The organism is Kitasatospora sp. NPDC018619 (assembly GCF_044391605.1).
GTDB lineage: Bacteria > Actinomycetota > Actinomycetes > Streptomycetales > Streptomycetaceae > Kitasatospora.
This window is the reverse complement of record NZ_JBISAI010000008.1, coordinates 137,510-153,882: the sequence shown is the minus strand read 5'-3', so window position 1 is coordinate 153,882 and position 16,373 is coordinate 137,510. Positions and strand designations below refer to the sequence as shown.

General features: G+C 75.6%; 17 protein-coding genes and 1 riboswitch. Of the genes, 8 read left to right on the top strand and 9 right to left on the bottom strand.

Translation table 11 applies throughout. From position 1 onward, the window contains the following. Positions 1 to 60 precede the first annotated feature (60 nt). From ACH5AR_RS14925 to ACH5AR_RS14915, 3 genes are all read right to left on the bottom strand, one after another. A complete protein-coding gene (locus tag ACH5AR_RS14925) occupies positions 61 to 450 on the bottom strand; it encodes a DUF3040 domain-containing protein (RefSeq protein WP_396301797.1) in 390 nt (129 codons plus the stop codon). 480 nt (positions 451 to 930) lie between these two features. Further along, the gene (locus ACH5AR_RS14920; protein ID WP_396301796.1) at positions 931 to 1,683 is read right to left on the bottom strand and encodes a methyltransferase domain-containing protein; all 753 of its coding nucleotides are present in this window, start codon (positions 1,681 to 1,683) and stop codon (positions 931 to 933) included. A 29-nt stretch (positions 1,684 to 1,712) separates the two neighbouring features. After that, complete coding sequence (locus tag ACH5AR_RS14915) at positions 1,713 to 2,312, bottom strand: SAV_6107 family HEPN domain-containing protein (RefSeq protein ID WP_396301795.1); 600 nt, start codon at positions 2,310 to 2,312, stop codon at positions 1,713 to 1,715. Positions 2,313 to 2,869: 557 nt separating this feature from the next. On the opposite strand from ACH5AR_RS14915, the gene ACH5AR_RS14910 reads away from it, so the two are divergent. Continuing rightward, a complete protein-coding gene (locus ACH5AR_RS14910) occupies positions 2,870 to 3,481 on the top strand; it encodes a DUF4126 domain-containing protein (protein WP_396301794.1) in 612 nt (203 codons plus the stop codon). Between the two features lie 11 nt (positions 3,482 to 3,492). Then, a complete protein-coding gene (locus ACH5AR_RS14905) occupies positions 3,493 to 4,986 on the top strand; it encodes a phytoene desaturase family protein (RefSeq protein ID WP_396301793.1) in 1,494 nt (497 codons plus the stop codon). A gap of 5 nt (positions 4,987 to 4,991) precedes the next feature. Here the strand turns inward: ACH5AR_RS14905 and ACH5AR_RS14900 are convergent, their stop codons facing one another. Continuing rightward, positions 4,992 to 5,861: a hypothetical protein gene (locus tag ACH5AR_RS14900; protein WP_396301792.1), complete on the bottom strand. Its 870-nt coding sequence runs from the start codon at positions 5,859 to 5,861 to the stop codon at positions 4,992 to 4,994. 170 nt (positions 5,862 to 6,031) lie between these two features. After that, positions 6,032 to 6,946 carry a methylenetetrahydrofolate reductase [NAD(P)H] gene (gene metF, locus ACH5AR_RS14895; RefSeq protein ID WP_396301791.1) on the bottom strand — a complete coding sequence of 305 codons (915 nt, stop codon included), beginning with the start codon at positions 6,944 to 6,946 and terminating at the stop codon, positions 6,032 to 6,034. A gap of 196 nt (positions 6,947 to 7,142) precedes the next feature. Between metF and ACH5AR_RS14890 the strand changes: the two genes are divergently transcribed. Then, entirely contained in the window at positions 7,143 to 8,297 is a 1,155-nt protein-coding gene (locus ACH5AR_RS14890) for a polyprenyl synthetase family protein (RefSeq protein ID WP_396301790.1), read from the top strand. 24 nt (positions 8,298 to 8,321) lie between these two features. Here ACH5AR_RS14890 and thiE read toward each other — a convergent pair whose 3' ends face one another. The 3 genes from thiE to ACH5AR_RS14875 are packed head-to-tail and all read right to left on the bottom strand — an operon-like array spanning position 8,322 to position 10,573. After that, on the bottom strand, positions 8,322 to 8,969 hold the full coding sequence (gene thiE, locus ACH5AR_RS14885) for a thiamine phosphate synthase (RefSeq protein WP_396301789.1): 648 nt from the start codon (positions 8,967 to 8,969) through the stop codon (positions 8,322 to 8,324). Continuing rightward, positions 8,969 to 9,334: an Rv2175c family DNA-binding protein gene (locus tag ACH5AR_RS14880; protein ID WP_396301788.1), complete on the bottom strand. Its 366-nt coding sequence runs from the start codon at positions 9,332 to 9,334 to the stop codon at positions 8,969 to 8,971. Before ACH5AR_RS14880 ends, thiE begins: the two co-directional genes overlap by 1 nt. A 33-nt stretch (positions 9,335 to 9,367) precedes the next feature. Further along, complete coding sequence (locus tag ACH5AR_RS14875) at positions 9,368 to 10,573, bottom strand: NAD(P)/FAD-dependent oxidoreductase (RefSeq protein WP_396301787.1); 1,206 nt, start codon at positions 10,571 to 10,573, stop codon at positions 9,368 to 9,370. A 114-nt stretch (positions 10,574 to 10,687) separates the two neighbouring features. Continuing rightward, positions 10,688 to 10,800: riboswitch (TPP riboswitch) on the top strand. Here ACH5AR_RS14875 and thiO point away from each other — a divergent pair. The 4 genes from thiO (at position 10,795) to pknB (ending at position 14,938) form a co-directional block, all read left to right on the top strand. Next, complete coding sequence (gene thiO, locus ACH5AR_RS14870; protein WP_396301786.1) at positions 10,795 to 11,979, top strand: glycine oxidase ThiO; 1,185 nt, start codon at positions 10,795 to 10,797, stop codon at positions 11,977 to 11,979. It overlaps the preceding riboswitch by 6 nt. Then, positions 11,976 to 12,200, top strand: a complete 225-nt coding sequence (gene thiS / locus ACH5AR_RS14865) for a sulfur carrier protein ThiS (RefSeq protein WP_396301785.1) — start codon at positions 11,976 to 11,978, stop codon at positions 12,198 to 12,200. The genes thiO and thiS overlap by 4 nt, the downstream gene beginning before the upstream one ends. A 3-nt stretch (positions 12,201 to 12,203) precedes the next feature. Further along, a complete protein-coding gene (locus ACH5AR_RS14860) occupies positions 12,204 to 13,001 on the top strand; it encodes a thiazole synthase (RefSeq protein WP_396301784.1) in 798 nt (265 codons plus the stop codon). A gap of 155 nt (positions 13,002 to 13,156) precedes the next feature. Beyond that, positions 13,157 to 14,938, top strand: coding sequence for a Stk1 family PASTA domain-containing Ser/Thr kinase (gene pknB, locus ACH5AR_RS14855; RefSeq protein ID WP_396301961.1), 1,782 nt, complete (start codon positions 13,157 to 13,159; stop codon positions 14,936 to 14,938). 10 nt (positions 14,939 to 14,948) lie between these two features. Here pknB and ACH5AR_RS14850 read toward each other — a convergent pair whose 3' ends face one another. Beyond that, complete coding sequence (locus ACH5AR_RS14850) at positions 14,949 to 15,578, bottom strand: sulfite oxidase-like oxidoreductase (protein WP_396301783.1); 630 nt, start codon at positions 15,576 to 15,578, stop codon at positions 14,949 to 14,951. 223 nt (positions 15,579 to 15,801) lie between these two features. Between ACH5AR_RS14850 and bfr the strand changes: the two genes are divergently transcribed. Continuing rightward, on the top strand, positions 15,802 to 16,281 hold the full coding sequence (bfr, locus tag ACH5AR_RS14845) for a bacterioferritin (protein ID WP_396301782.1): 480 nt from the start codon (positions 15,802 to 15,804) through the stop codon (positions 16,279 to 16,281). Positions 16,282 to 16,373: the final 92 nt, after the last annotated feature.

Sequence of the window (16,373 nt, the reverse complement as noted above, 5' to 3'; positions counted from 1 at the left end):
GCCGGGGCGGGCAGTCGACCGACTGCCCGCCCCGGCTTTCGTACGTGTCGGCCGAGCGGCTCAGAAGCCCCCGGCCTGCTCGTCCCGGCGGCGCTGCCAGCGCTGCTCCACCCGGTCCATCATCCCGGCCTTGCGGCGCGGGGCGGCGGCGGGACGGGCCCCGGCGCCCTGGCCCGCGGGCCCGCGGCGCCAGCCGGTCACGGCGAACACCGCACACCCGAGCATCACCAGGAAGCCCACGACGCTGACCCAGATCTGATCGGGCACGACCATGCCGCCCATCAGCAGGCCGATGCCCACCACGAAGCCGGCGACGGCCAGGTAGACCCGCCGACGGGTGTAGGTGCGCAGCCCGGTTCCCTCAAGCGCAGACGCGAATTTGGGATCTTCGGCATACAGCGCTCGCTCCATCTGGTCGAGCAGTCGCTGCTCGTGCTCCGAGAGCGGCACGGAGTCCTCCTACTCGTCGGTCGCGGGTGCGACCGGTCCGCCCACCCCGGTCGGGGAGGCAAGTCCAATCAGCCTTGGGGCACACGGTCGGACGCCCGTGCGGGGGACCCGGCCCGTGTCGTCCATATGCCCCACGCGTCCGGCTGTCATGCTTTCCGGCTTTACCCAGATCATACGGTCCGTGGGCCCGTTACGGGGTGGTCTGCGCCGCGTGGGACGGGCCACTTCGAGCGGGGACGGCCGCACCGGTGTCAACGCGCCACGCCCCGGACAAGTGCCCGACCGGATGGAATCATGCCGGACCTGGGGAGGTTTCCCGCCGGACGGCCCGGCGCGGCCGGGAACGGGCCGCGCGCGGGGCGGCGCACGGCCGGGTGAACGGCGCGCCTGCGGGACGCGAACCGCCGCCGTACGGTGTGCGGAGGATCCGTACGACGGCGGCAGAGTTCGTGAAGGGGCGGACGGGCCCCGAGGGGCGCGTCAGGCGAGGGTGGCCAGCAGGTGCAGCTGGGTCGCCACGGCGTGGAAGGCGGGCTGCGCGGCGGCCGCCTCCTCCAGCTTCAGCAGCGCGTCCAGCGCACCCGGCTCGGTGTCCACCAGCACACCGGGGACGAGGTCGGCGAAGACCCGTACGCCGTGCACCGACTCCACCCGCAGGCCCGCGGCCTCGGCCAGCCGGCCCAGCTCCTCGCCGGTGAAGCGGCGCGGCATCGGGTCCTGCTCGCCCCAGCGGCCGTCGGCGGCGGAGAGCACGGTGCGGGCCTCGGTGAAGTGGCCGGCCAGCGCGCGGGCCAGCACGGCGCCGGTGCGGTTGGCCGCCAGCAGGCTGACCAGGCCGCCCTGGCGCAGGGTGCCGGCCAGGCTGCCGAGCGCCTCGGCCGGGTCGTCCACGACCTCCAGCACGCCGTGGCAGAGCACCGCGTCCACGCTGCCGGGGGCGACCAGCTCGGGCAGGGTCTGGGTGTCCCCCTGGACGGCGCGCACCAGGTCCGTCACGCCCGCCTCGGCGGCCCGGCGCTCCAGCGCGAACAGGGCGTCCGGGCTCGGGTCGACCACGGTGACGCGGTGGCCGAGCCTGGCGACGGGCACCGCGAAGTTCCCGGTACCCCCGCCGGTGTCGACCACGTCGAGCACCGGCTGGTCCAGCTCGGCCGCCCGCTTCTCCAGGGCCGTCCGGACCACCTCCCACACCACGGCGGTACGCAGGGCACTGCGGGGACGCGTCGGGTACAAGGTGGGGCTCCTTGGCACGTGCAGTTCGATCAGGATGCCTCCACCTTAGAGCCTGCCCCCGGCGGCCCGCCGGGGCCGCCCGGCGGACCGCCGCCGTCCAGCGGCAGCCGGGGCGGGGGCGGCGCGGCGTGCAGGCCGAGCAGGCGCTCGACCAGGCGCAGGAAGAGGGCGGAGTTGCGGACCAGGTCGTCGGCGTCGCGGGCCGACGCGGCACCCCTGATCCCGGCCTCGGCGGCGGCCCGGCGGCGGGCGCCGGCACCGTAGTAGAGCGCCCACTCGGCGAGCTCCGGGGCCACCTCGGGCAGCACCTCCCAGGCGCTGCGGATCGCCTTGCGGCGGCGCGGGCTCTTCTCCGGGCGCCCGCGCACCGCCAGGACGGCCGCCACGGTGCGCAGCGCCGCCAGGTGGGCGGTGGCGTAGCGCTCCAGCGGGTCCTCCAGGGCGCGGGCCCCGGCGAGGGTGCGGTGGGCGTCGGCGAGCAGGTCGAGGGCGGCCGGCGGCGCGGCGGCCCGGCGCAGCACGGGGTGGACGTCGGCTCCGGCGCGGCGGCCGGCGGACGGCCCCGGCAGGTGCGGCAGGGCGGCGGAGTGGAGGCGGGCGGTGACGGGCTCAGGACGGCTGACGGTCATGGTCTCCCCCGTTCCGAGGCAGCGCGCGGACCGGGTGGTCCGTGCCCTTCCATCGTGAACGGCACCACTGACAATCCGGCCGGTGCTCCCGCACCCCGGCAACGGGCGTGGCGGCGGCGGGCGCGGGACTCCCCCGGTTCCGCGCCGCCGCCGTGCCGTCGCTCCCCCGAGCCCGGCGGTGCCCGCGGCCGGTCTCCCCCGGCCCGCTCCGCCGCCCCGTGCCGGCGGTGCGGGGACCGACGACCAGCCCCGTGGCGGACCGTCCGCCGCCTCCCCGGGGTCGGTACGGCCCAGGGACGGACGGATCCGCCTCCCGGGCGGGCCGGGCGCCCGACGCGCCGCCCTCCCGGGTGCCACCACTCTCCCGTCCGCGCAGGTCGGCGGCCATCCGCTGAGGTACTCAACCGCGGATCTGAGTATCCGTACTCAGGCCCGTCCGCCGGCCGCCGGAACCGGCGGACGCCCCCGCGGCGTCCCGGGTGCCGGTACGGTACGGCGGGGCCGGGCCCGCCGGGCCCGCCGGGCGACCGGGACGCGACGACGAGGAGGGGGACGGGATGACGGTCCTACCGCTGGTCTTCACCAGCGGACTGGCCAGCGGCATCAACGCCTACGCGGTGGTGCTGCTGCTCGGCCTGCTGGGCAGGTTCGCCGGCGCGGACTCGGTGCCGCAGGCGCTGGAGCGCACGGACGTGCTGGTCGTGGCCGGCGTGCTGTTCGCGCTGGAGGCGGTGGCCGACAAGGTCCCGTACGTGGACAGCGTCTGGGACGTCGTGCACACGGTCGTCCGGCCGGTCGCCGGCGCCACCGTCGGCGCGCTGATCGCGGGCAACGACCCGGGCTCGCTCGGCGAGGTCGCGGCCGGCGCGATGGGCGGCACCTCGGCGCTGGTCAGCCACCTGGTGAAGGCCTCGCTGCGGATGGCCGTCAACACCTCGCCCGAGCCGTTCAGCAACATCGTGGTCAGCATGGCCGAGGACCTTTCGGTGGCGGGCCTGGTCACGCTGGCGATCTTCCACCCCTGGCTGGCCGCCTCGGTCGCCGCCGCGGTGCTGGTCGCCGGCCTGCTGCTGGTCCGGCTGGCGGTCACCAGGATCCGCGCCTTCCGGGCCCGCCGCCGCGAGCGCAGGGCCGCCCGGGCGGCGGGGGCCGCGGAGGGCGGGTCTTAGGATCGGGTGCCATGGCAAGGATCGTCGTCATCGGCGCAGGAATGAGCGGGCTCGCGGCAGCCTCCCGGTTGGCGACCCTCGGCCACCGGGTGACGGTCTGCGAGGCGGGCGGCACGTACGGGGGCATGGTCGGCCGGTACGAGCGCGACGGCTTCGCCTTCGACACCGGGCCCGGCCTGCTCACCCTCCCGGCCGTCTACCGCGACCTCGCGCTGAAGACCGGCAGGGAGCCGCTGGAGCAGCTGGTCGAGCTGGCCCCGGTCGACCCGGAGAGCCGGCACCTGTTCCCCGACGGCACCGCCGTCACCCTGCCCAACGCCTCCCGCGGCGGCGTCAGCCAGGCCCTGGACGCGGCCTTCGGCGCCGGGGCCGGCGCCCGCTGGAGCGAGGTGGTGAACCACGGCCGCACGGTCTGGGAGGCCACCCGCCGCCCGCTGCTGGAGGAACCGCTCCCGGCCGACCCCGAGCTGTTGCGCACCGACCCGTACCCCGTCCCGCCGCGCACCGGCCTGGCCCGGCTGCGCCGCCCCCGCCCGTGGACCCTCGACGACGTGGCCCGGCGGCAGCTCGGCGGCCACCCCGGCCTGACGGCCCTGCTGGGCGAGCCCGCGCTGCGGCACGGCCTGCTGCCGGGCCAGGCGCCGGCCGGGGCCACCGTGCTGTCGTACATGGAGCAGTCCTTCGGCGTCTGGTACGTCCGGGGCGGGCTGCGCGCCCTCGCGGACGCGGTGTTCCGGCGCTGCGAGGCGCGCGGGGTCGACTTCCGCTTCGACACCCCGGTCACCCGGGTGGTCGTGGCGGACGGCCGGGCGGCCGGGGTGGAGACGGCGGACGGCCGGATCGACGCCGACCTGGTGGTCTCGGCGATGGACGCCGCCGCGCTGTTCCGCCACGGCATCGCCGAGTGGCCGGGGATGCCGGCCGGGGAGTGGGAGCCGTTCGAGGTGCCCGGCCGGTTCAGCGTGCTGCTCGCGCTGCGCGGGGCCCGGCCCGAGGGCACCGTGCACCGGACGGTGGTGCACGCGGCCGACCCGGCCGCCGAGGAGAACGCCCTCACCCTGTCCGCGCCGCTCTGCGAGCGCCCCACCGTGCAGGTGCTCCGCCCGGACGACCCGGCACTGCGGCCCGACGACGCCCACGAGAGCGTGGTGCTGACGGCGACCGTCCCGGCGCAGGAGGAGGACGTCGACTGGACGGCCCCCGGCCTCGCCGACCGCTACGCCGACCGGCTGCTCGCCCATGTCGACGCGGCCGGCCTGGGCCTTCGCGAGCGGGTGCTCTGGCGGGTCGTGCGCACCCCGGAGGACACCCGCCGGGAGACCGGCGCGCTGTTCGGCTCCGTCCCCCGCCCGGTGCTCGCCGGTTCGTACGCGGGGCTGCACGCCGCCAACGAGTCCCCCGTGCCCGGCCTCTACCTGGTCGGCGGCAACGCCCACCCCGGCGGCGGGCTCGCCCGTGTCGGCATGTCGGCCTGCGTCACCGCCGGGCTGATCGGCCCGGCGTAGGGCGGTCAGCCCTGGTGCCAGGTGTTCTGCTGCTGGTAGCCGTGGTTCTCGTCGTGGACCGGCTGCTGCGGGATCCCCTGGACGTGCTGCTCGGGGTGCGGCTGCCACTGCTGCTGTTGCTGCTGCTGCTGCTGTTGCTGGGCGTTCGGGTCCCAGGCCTGCGGCTGCTGGTGGTAGCCCGCGTACGGGTCCTGCTGCTGGTAGCCGCCGTACGGGTCCTGCTGGTGCTGGGGGTAGCCGCCGTAGGCCTGCTGCTGGTCGTAGGCGAAGGCGGGCTGCTGCTGGGTCTGCCACTGCTGCTGGTCGTAGCCGGACTGGTAGGCGGCGGCGTACGGGTCCTGGGGCTGCGGCTGGGGCTGCTGCTGCTCGTAGTACCCGGGGGCGTAGACGCCGTCCTGGGCGAGCTCCTGCATCTCGAAGGCGGCGGTCTGCTCGACCTCCGGCACCTCGTCGGGCACCGGCTCGGGGGCCGCGGCCGGGGCCGGTGCCTCCTCGACGGCGCTGACCTCGCCGACCCGCCTGCGGGTGGCGGCCGCGGCGGCCACCGCGGCGGCGCCGCCGGTGAGGGCGCCGAGCAGCGGCACCCTGGCGAGCGGGCCGGGCAGGCTGCCGTCGGGCTTGCGCAGCGACCAGCCGCTCCGGTGGCCGCGCTTGACCGCGAGGGTGACGAAGGCCTGGCCGACCGCGAACAGCGCGGCGCCGGCCCCGATCACCACGACCGAGCCGAGGGCCATCCCGGCGGCCACGCCCAGGAACCCGGCGAGCGCCAGGACCCGCCAGTGCAGCGGCGCCCGGTTCTGCAGCAGCACCTCCGCGAGCAGCCAGAGCGCCACCACCGCCAACGCGGCGTACAGCAGCAGGTATCCGATGCCCATCCGCCCGCTACCTCCAGTCGCGTGCCCGCGCGTGTGCGCCGCGCGTGTGCGGCGACTGTACCGGTTCAACGGCCGGGGTACCGCATCGCGTTCCCGGCGCCCCGGGCGCCCGGCCGCACACGACCGGCCCGTCACCCCCGGCGGGGTGACGGGCCGGTGAACACCCGGCGTCAGCGCTGGTGCAGCCCCAGGTTCTGGTAGATCTCCAGGGTCGCCGTCGAGTGGTTCAGCGTGATGAAGTGCAGCCCGGGCGCGCCCTCGGCGAGCAGGCGCTCGGCCATCGCGGTGGCGTGCTCCATGCCGACGGCCCGCAGCGCCGCCGGGTCGTCGATGGCCGCCCGCAGCCGGGCCTCCAGCTCGGCGGGGAAGGCCGAGCCGCTGAGCTGCGGGAAGCGCTCCAGCTGCTTGGCGTTGGTGACCGGCATGATCTCCGGGATGATCGGCGTCTCGCAGCCGGCGGCCGTCACCCGGTCGCGCAGCCGCAGGTAGTCGTCCACCTCGAAGAACATCTGGGTGATCGCGTAGTCGGCGCCGGAGCGGATCTTCGCCACGAAGTGCCGGATGTCCTCGTCCCAGTCGGTCGAGCGCGGGTGCATGTTCGGCGAGGCCGCGACGCCGACGCAGAAGTCGCCGATCCCCTTGATCAGCTCCACCAGCTCGTACGCGTAGGTGACGCCCTCGGGGTGCCTGACCCACTCGCCCATCGGGTCGCCGGGCGGGTCGCCCCGGACGGCGAGGACGTTGCGCACGCCCTGGTCGGCGTACTGGCCGATGATGTTGCGCAGCTCGGCGACCGAGTGGTCCACGGCGGTGAGGTGGGCGACCGGGGTCAGGGTCGTCTCGGTGGCGATCCGGCCGACCATGTTGACGGTGCGCTCGCGCGAGGAGCCGCCCGCGCCGTACGTCATGCAGACGAAGTTGGGGTCGAGCGGCTCCAGCCGCCGGATGGCGTCCCAGAGCTTCTGCTCGCCGGCCTCGGTGCGCGGCGGCATGAATTCGAAGGAGAAGGAGCGCTTTCCGGCCGCCAGGAGTTCGCGCACCGTCAGTGCGCGATCCGTTCTCGTGGAAGCGATACCGAGTGCCATGCTGGCAGGCTATCCGGCGTGCGAAGGGGCCGGACAACCGGATTCCAACTATTGAGACAACTGATGGGCAACGTTCCGGTTCGCGCCGGACCGCGGCCGGGCCCCGCCCCCGGCGCCCCGGCTGGGCCGCTCGCACACCCGTTCCCGGTCGCACCGCTACGCTTGCTGCACCCCAGCGAACCAGCGGAGCCCCATCGTGACCTCGTCCAGCACCCGGCCGGCCAACCCCGGTTCGGCCACCAGTGCGGCCAGCAGTGCGGCCAACCCGATGGACGTGGAGGACGTCCGCACCCGTGTCAACGCGGCGCTCGCCGCGTTCATGGACGGCCAGTCCGTGCTGCTCGACAAGATCTCGCCCCGGCTGGCCCCGGCCGCCGACGCGCTGCGCGACTTCCTGCTGGACGGCGGCAAGCGGCTGCGCCCGGGCTTCTGCTACTGGGGCTGGCGCGGCGCCGGCGGCCCGGCCCGGGGCGCCACCGGCGAGGCGATCGCCAACGCGGCGGCCGCGCTGGAGCTGCTCCAGGCGAGCGCCCTGGTGCACGACGACCTGATGGACCGCAGCGACACCCGCCGCGGCCTGCCCTCGGTCCACCGCCGCTTCGAGGCGCTGCACCGCGCCAGCGGCTGGCGCGGCGACCGCGAGCAGTACGGCGCCTCGGCCGCGGTGCTGCTCGGCGACCTGCTGCTGATCTGGTGCGACGAGCTGTTCCTGCGCTCCGGCCTGGAGCCCGCCGCCGTGCTGGCCGCCAAGCCGGTGTTCGACCTGATGCGCACCGAGGTCATGCTCGGCCAGTACCTGGACGTGCTGGAGCCGGTGGCCGGGGACTCCACGGACGAGGGCGCGCTGGACCGCGCGCGGACCGTGCTGCACTACAAGTCCGCGAAGTACACCATCGAGCGGCCGCTCCAGGTCGGCGCGCTGCTGGCCGGGGCCGGGCCGGAGCTGGTCGAGGCGTACGGGGCGTTCGGGCTGCCGCTGGGCGAGGCCTTCCAGCTGCGCGACGACCTGCTCGGCGTCTTCGGGGACCCGTCCGTCACCGGCAAGCCGGCCGGGGACGACCTGCGCGAGGGCAAGCGCACCCTGCTGGTCGCGCACGCGATGCGGGGCCTGTCGGCCGCCGACGCCCGGCACCTGGACGAGCGGCTCGGCGCGCCGGACCTCGGCGCCCCGGAGGTCGCCGAGCTGAGCGCGCTGGTCGCCCGCAGCGGGGCGCCCGAGCTGGTGGAGCTCCGGATCGAGGAGCTGATGCGGCAGTCGCTGGCCGCGCTGGAGGCGGCGCCGCTCGCCGACGAGCGGGCCCGGACGGTGCTGCTGGCCCTGGCCGAGGCCGCCACCGTCCGCAAGCACTGACGGACGGCGGCGGCCCCGGGGCGGTCAGAGCGCGGCGCGCACCCGGCGGGACAGCTCGGCGGCCGCCGCCCCCGGGTCCTGCGCGGCCGTGAGGGCCCGCACCACGACGATCCGGCGGGCGCCGGCGGCCAGCACCTCGTCCAGGTTGCCGAGGTCGATCCCGCCGATCGCGAACCACGGCCGGTCGGCGGCCCGCCCGGCCGCGTACGAGACCAGGCCGAGGCCCGGCGCCGGGCGGCCCGGCTTGGTCGGGGTCGGCCAGACCGGGCCGGTGCAGAAGTAGTCCACGCCCGGCTCGGCGAGCGCCGCGTCCACCTCGGACTCGGCGTGGCAGGAGCGGCCGATCAGCACGTCCTCGCCGAGGATCGCCCGGGCGGCCGGCACCGGCAGGTCGTCCTGGCCGAGGTGCAGCACGTCCGGCCGGGCCGCATGGGCGACGTCGGCGCGGTCGTTGACGGCCAGCAGCCGGCCGTGCCGGCGGCAGGCGTCGGCGAAGACCTCCAGGGCCGCCAGCTCCTGCCGGGCCTCCAGGCCCTTGTCGCGCAGCTGGACGATGTCCACGCCGCCCGCCAGCACCGCGTCCAGGAACTCGGCGAGGTCGCCCTGCTCCCGGCGGGCGTCGGTGCACAGGTACAGCCGCGCCTCGGCGAGGCGGGCGCGCAGGTCCGCCATCAGAGCGCCATGGCCTGGGCGCGGCGCTTGACCTCCGTGGCCCGGTTCTCCCACAGCGCCTGCACCGGGGTGCCGGGCAGCGAATCGTCCTCGGTGAACATCCACCGGATGATCTCGTCGTCGGTGAAGCCGCTGTCCCGCAGCACGGTCAGCAGGCCGACCAGGTGCTTGACGGGGCCGGCCTCGTCGACGAACGCCGCCGGGACCTGGAGGGACTTGTTGGGGCCGCGGCGGACGGCGATCAGGTCACCCTTCTTGACCATGTTGCGGACCTCGGTGACGAGCACACCCCACCGCTCGGAGATGTCGGGCAGGTACAGCCACTCGGGAACCAGGGCTTCGGTCTTGGCATCGATCTCACTCACGGCACCAGACTGCCACCTCGACGCCGCCCGGCGCTAAGCGGCGGCCCCCTTGAGCGGCACGGAGGGGTCCGCGGCGCGGGCCCGGTCGAGCGCGGCGCCGCGCTCGACCAGCTTCCGCCCCTGGGCCAGGTCGCGCGGCCGGTCCACCGCCAGCACCGCGCTCGGCACGCCGTCGCGCAGCCAGAGCACCGACCAGTCGGCGTCCCGCGGGCCGCCCCGCCAGAGCAGTTCGTCGCCCTCGGCGTGCCGCCCGGCGTACTGGACCATCCGCCCGAACTGCTCCGACCAGAAGTACGGCACCGGGTCGTAGGCCGGCGCCTGCACGCCCAGGACGGCGGCGGCCGCCGCCTCGCCGGAGCGCAGCGCGTGGTCCCAGTGCTGGACGGCCAGCCGGGCGCCGGCCCGGGCCGAGGGGTAGCTGACGCAGTCGCCCGCCGCGAAGACGCCGGGCACCGAGGTGCGCAGCCGCCCGTCCACCACGACGGCGCCGGCCGCGTCCAGCCCGACCCCGGAGCCGGCCAGCCAGCCGGTCGCCGGGCGGGCCCCGATGCCGACCACCACCTCGTCGGCGGGCAGGTGGGAGCCGTCGGCCAGCAGCACCGCGCCGGGCTCGACGGCGGACACCCCGACGCCGCAGCGCAGCTCCACCCCGGCCTCGGCGTACCAGGCGGCCATCGCCGCGCCGACCTCCGCCGGCAGCGCGCCGGGCAGCGGCGCCGGGCCTGCCTCGACCACCGTCACCCGGCAGCCCGCCGCGCGGGCCGCGGTGGACACCTCGGCGCCGATCCAGCCCGCGCCGACCAGCACCAGCCGCAGCCCGGGGCGCAGCAGCGCGCGCAGCGCCAGGGCGTCGTCCAGGGTGTGCAGCAGGTGCGCCCGCTCGGCGCCGGGCAGGGCGCGCGGGACGGCGCCGGTGGCGATCACCAGCGCGCCGTACGGGAGGTCGCCGGCGTCGGTGTGCAGCACGCCGGGGGTGAGGCCGGTGGCCCGGCGGCCGGTGAGCAGCTCGATGCCGAGCCGCCCGTAGTCGATGTCCAGGGCGGTGGAGTCGGCCTTGCCGAGCAGCACGTCCTTGGAGAGCGGCGGGCGGTCGTACGGCGCGTGCGGCTCCTCGCCGACCAGCGCGATCCGCCCCTGCCAGCCGCCCTCCCGCAGCTTGAGGGCGCACTGCGCCCCGGCCAGCCCGGCTCCGACGACGACCACCCGGTCCGTTGCGCTCAGCTCTGCCACGCACGTCACTGTACCCAGCGGCCCGCGGGCGGCCGGAGGGCCTCCCGCCCCGGCCCTCCCGCCCCGGCCGCACGTCCGCCCCGCGTACGGGCCTTCGGCCGGGCCGGGCCCGGCGTTAAGGTGGGGGCACCACACGGGAGCCCGGCGGACCGGGCTGAGAGGCGGGCTGGCACGGCCCGCGACCGTCCGAACCTGATCCGGGTCATACCGGCGAAGGGAGAAGAGCAGCTTTGTCACGCTTGCTACCGGGCGCCCGCACGGACGTCCTGGTGATCGGCGGAGGCGTCATCGGCCTCGCCGTGGCCTGGCGCGCGGCGCAGCGCGGCCTCGGGAACGTGGTCGTGGTCGACCCCGCGCACGGCCGCGGCGCCGCCGGGGTCGCGGCCGGGATGCTCGCCCCGGTCACCGAGCTCCAGTACGGCGAGGAGCCGCTGCTGCGCCTCGGCATGGCCTCCAACGAACGGTACCCGGACTTCGCCGCCGAGCTGACGGAGGCGAGCGGCGGCCTGGACACCGGCTACCGGCGGTGCGGCACGCTCGCCGTCGCCCAGGACGCCGACGACCGCGCCGAGCTGCGCGAGCTGCACGCGTTCCACCAGCGCCTCGGCCTGGACTCGACCTGGCTGACCGGCCGGGAGGCCCGCAGGCTGGAGCCGATGCTCGCCCCGGGCGTGCGCGGCGGCCTGCACGTCGCCGACGACCACCAGGTCGACCCCCGCCGGCTGCTCACCGCCCTCGCGGCCGCCTGCGAGCGCGCCGAGGTCCGGCTGCACCGGGCCGAGGCGGTCGAGCTGCTGGTCGCGGGCGGCCGCGCGGCGGGCGCCCGGCTGAGCACCGGGGAGACGGTGGGCGCCGAGCGGGTCGTCCTCGCCGCCGGCCCGCACAGCCACCGGCTGCCCGGCCTGCCGGCGGGCGTGCTGCCGGCGATCCGTCCGGTCAAGGGCCAGATCCTGCGGCTGCGCGTCCCGGAGTCCTACCGGCCGTTCCTCTCCCGCAACGTCCGCGCGGTCGTCCGCGGGCAGCACCTGTACGTCGTCCCGCGCGAGAACGGCGAGCTGGTGATCGGCGCGACCACCGAGGAGCAGGGCTACGACACCACCGTCACCGCCGGCGGGGTGTACGAACTCCTGCGCGACGCGCACGAGTTGGTCCCCGGGATCACCGAACTCCCGCTCGTGGAGACCTCGGCGGGCCTGCGCCCCGGCTCGCCGGACAACGCCCCGCTGCTGGGCCCGACCGCGCTGCCCGGCCTCGTCGCCGCGACCGGCCACTACCGCAACGGGGTGCTGCTCACCCCGGTGAGCGCCGACCTGGTCGCCGGGTACCTGGCCACCGGCGAACTCCCGGAGCTGGCGCGGCCGTTCACTCCCACCCGGTTCTCCCCCGACTCCCCCGTCACGAAGGCCCGCCCATGACCGAGACCGCCCTGAACGACATCGCCCTGACCGTCAACGGCGAGCCCCGCCGGGTGCCCGCCACGACCACCCTCGCCGAGCTGGTGGCCTCCGTCAGCGCCGCCAACACCGGTGTCGCCGCCGCGCTCAACGAGGCCGTGGTGCCGCGCGGTTCGTGGCCCGGCACGGCGCTGCACGGCGGCGACCGGGTCGAGATCCTCACCGCCGTGCAGGGAGGCTGAACCATGGCCGACGACCTTCTGACCATCGCCGGGGAGACCTTCTCCTCCCGGCTGATCATGGGCACCGGCGGCGCGCCGAGCCTGGAGGTCCTGGAGCGCGCGCTGCTCGCCTCCGGCACCGAGCTGACCACCGTCGCGATGCGCCGGGTCGACGCCACCACCCAGGGCTCCGTGCTCGACGTGCTGACCCGCAACGGCATCCGGGTGCTGCCCAACACGGCCGGCTGCTTCACCGCCGGCGAGGCCGTGCTGACCGCCCGGCTGGCCCGCGAGGCGCTCGGCACCAACTGGGTCAAGCTGGAGGTGATAGCCGACGAGCGCACCCTGCTGCCCGACCCGGTCGAGCTGCTGGACGCCGCCGAGACGCTGGTCGACGACGGCTTCACCGTCCTGCCGTACACCAACGACGACCCGGTGCTGGCGCGCAAGCTGGAGGACGTGGGCTGCGCGGCCGTCATGCCGCTGGGCTCGCCGATCGGTTCGGGCCTGGGCATCCGCAACCCGCACAACTTCCAGCTGATCGTGGAGGGCGCCGGCGTCCCGGTGGTCCTGGACGCGGGCGCCGGCACCGCCTCCGACGTGGCGCTGGCGATGGAGCTGGGCTGCGCCGCGGTGATGCTCGCCTCCGCGGTGACCAGGGCTCAGGAGCCGGTGCTGATGGCCGAGGCGATGCGGCACGCCGCCGAGGCGGGCCGGCTCGCCCACCGGGCCGGCCGGATCCCCCGCCGCTTCCACGCCGAGGCCTCCTCGGCGATGGCCGGCCGGGCCGACCTGGACACCCGGGAGCACCCCGCCTTCTGAGCCCGCGTCCCGGGGCGTCGGCGCGGGCCCCGGGCGCGGGACGCGGGACGCGGGTCCAGGCACCCCCCGCGTGTCACAAGCCGGGCACAGCCAGGCCCCCGGGCGGTGTCCTCCGGCCCGGCGGCCGGGCACCCCACTAGACTCTCCGGGTGGACATGGCACTGCACGACCCCCTGATCGGCACGCTGCTCGACAACCGGTACCGGGTCGAACAGCGCATCGCGACCGGCGGGATGTCCACCGTCTACAAGGGCACCGACACCCGCCTGGACCGGGTGGTCGCGCTCAAGGTGATGCACCCCTCGCTGGCCGGCGACGAGGGCTTCACCGCCCGCTTCATCCGCGAGGCCAAGGCGGTCGCCAAGCTCACCCACCCCAACGTGGTCAACGTCTTCGACCAGGGCGCGGACGGCGGCCACGTCTTCCTCGCCATGGAGTACGTGCCCGGCCGCACCCTGCGCGACCTGCTGCGCGACCGCGGCGCGCTGTCCGTCCGGGCCGCGCTGGACGTGCTGGAGCCGGTGCTCGCGGCGCTCGGCGCCGCCCACCGGGCCGGGCTGGTGCACCGCGACGTCAAGCCGGAGAACGTGCTGATCACCGAGGGCGGCCTGGTCAAGGTCGCCGACTTCGGCCTGGTCCGGGTGCTCGGCGCGGCCGACGGCGCGCCCACCTCGGCCACCACCGCGACCGGCGGCACGGTCCTGGGCACCGTCTCCTACCTGGCCCCCGAACAGATCCTCCCGGACGCCCCGACCGACCAGCGGGTGGACGTCTACGCGGCCGGCATCCTGCTGTACGAGATGCTCACCGGCCGCCGCCCGCACACCGGCGACAACCCCGTCCAGGTGATGTACAAGCACCTGCACGAGGACGTCCCGGCCCCCTCGCTGGTGGCCCCCGCCGTCGGCCCCGCGCTGGACGCGATCGTGGCCGGCGCCTGCGCCCGGGCCGCCGACGCCCGCCCGTACGACGCGGTCGAGCTGCTCGCCGCCCTCCAGCGGGTCCGCCGCACCCTGGCCCCGGCCGAGCTGGACGCCGAGCCGCCCGCCTCCACCCACCCCAGTCCGCGCTACCCGACCAGCGAGCCGACCTCGGTCATCCAGCCGCTGCCCCGGCCCGCCGACGCCCCGCCGACCGAGCGCACCAGCGTGCTGGACATGCCGCCGGAGCTGATGGACGAGCTGCTCGCCGAGCCGCGCCCGTACGACGAGCCGGCCCCGGCGCCCCGGCGCCGCCCGGACCGGCCGCGCCGCCGCCTGCCCCGCAAGGTGCTGCTCTGGGCGGCCGCCGCGGCCGCCCTGGTGCTGGCGATCGGCGGCGCCACCTACGGGATCTCCGAGGGGCTGTACGGCTCGGTGCCGGGCGTGCTGGGCAAGGACCGGGCCGAGGCCCAGCGGGTCCTGGACAAGGAGGGCCTGCACGGGAGGTTCGTCGAGGTGTTCAGCGAGTCCGTGCCGTCCGGCCAGGTGATCTCCACCGACCCCGGGGTGGGCGCGCGCACCCGCAAGAGCGACAGCGTGACCGTCACCGTCTCCAAGGGCCCCAAGCGGATCGCGGTGCCGGACCTCACCGGCCGGAGCGCCGCCGACGCGGCCACCGCCCTGACCGCCGCCCAGCTGACCAGGGGCACCGTGACCGAGACCTACGACGACACCGTGCCGGAGGGCTCGGTGATCAGCAGCTCGCCGGCGGCCGGGCAGCTGCTGCAGGAGAACAGCGCGGTCTCGCTGGTGGTCAGCAAGGGCATGGTCCCCGTCCCGAACGTCACCGGGATGAGCAGGGACGAGGCGCAGAAGGCGCTCCAGGCGGCGGGCTTCACCATGCAGACCACCGGCTGGGACGTGTTCGGCGCGGTCACCTCCTCCGGCCAGAGCCCGGCGGCGGGCGAGCGGCGCCCGCAGCGCAGCGTGGTGACGGTGAAGTTCTCGCTGTTCTAGGCCGGGTGCCTCAGCGCAGCGGCCCGTCGCCGGGCTCCTCCTGGTAGGAGTAGCGCTGCTCGCGCCAGGGGTCGGCGAGGTTGTGGTAGCCGCGCTCCTCCCAGAAGCCGCGCCGGTCGGCCCGCATGTACTCCACCGCGCGCACCCACTTGGGGCCCTTCCAGGCGTACAGCCCCGGCACCACCAGCCGGACCGGGAAGCCGTGTTCCGCGGTGAGCGCCTCGCCGTTGCGGTGGGTGGCGAGCAGGGTGTGCGGGTCGGCGAAGTCGGCCAGCCGCAGGTTGGCGCTGTAGCCGTACTCGGCCCAGACCATGACGTGGGTGACGCCCGGCGCCGGGGGCACCAGGTCGAGCACGGCGGCGGCCGACACGCCCGTCCACCGGTTGCCGAGCACCGAGAACCTGGTCACGCAGTGCAGGTCCGCGACGACGGTGGTGCGCGGCAGGGCCTCGAAGGCCTCGAAGTCCCAGCTGTGCTTCTCCGCCGAGGCCGTCGCGCCGAACACCTGGAGGTCCCAGGTCAGCGGCTTGAAACGGGGCACCGGGCCGTAGTGCAGGGCGGGCCAGCCGCGCTGCGCGCGCTGTCCCGGCGGGAGCCTCGGGTCAGACGGCGGAAGCGGTTCGTGTTTCGACTGACCCATGGACCCATGGTGACAGACGGCGGACGAGCCTCCGTGCGCGCCCCTTTGTGAAGGCGCGCGCCCCTGCCCGTACGGACCAGCGGTCGACCGCCCACCAGCGCGTTTCACCATGAACCGGATATTCCGCCACAGGTCGTAGTGAGTGTGAACTTACTGGAATTTCCTCCCAAAGCGGTGCCACTATGCGCAGCACACCGGCAGCACGAGCGCAGGAGGCAGCACCATGCAGAGCGATCCCGAGGTCATCGAGTTCCTCAACGAGCAGCTCACCGCCGAGCTGACCGCGATCAACCAGTACTTCCTGCACGCCAAGATGCAGGAGAACTTCGGCTGGACGAAGCTCGCCAAGTACACCCGGCACGAGTCCTTCGACGAGATGAAGCACGCCGAGACGCTCACCGACCGGATCCTGTTCCTGGAGGGGCTGCCCAACTACCAGCGGCTGTTCCACGTCCGGATCGGCCAGACGGTCAAGGAGATGTTCGAGGCGGACCGCCAGATCGAGGTCGAGGCGATCGACCGGCTCAAGCGCGGGATCGTGGTGATGCGGGCCAAGAACGACGTCACCTCGGCGAACATCTTCGAGGACATCCTGGCCGACGAGGAGCACCACATCGACTACCTCGACACCCAGCTGGAACTGCTGGAGAAGCTCGGCGAGGCGCTCTACATCGCCCAGGTCATCGAGCAGCCGGAGTCCTGAGCCCCCGGGGCCCCCGGGGGGGGGGGGGGGGGGGGGGGGGGGGGGGGGGGGGGGGGGGGGGGGGGGGGGGGGCGCGCCCCGCGGGGGGCCGC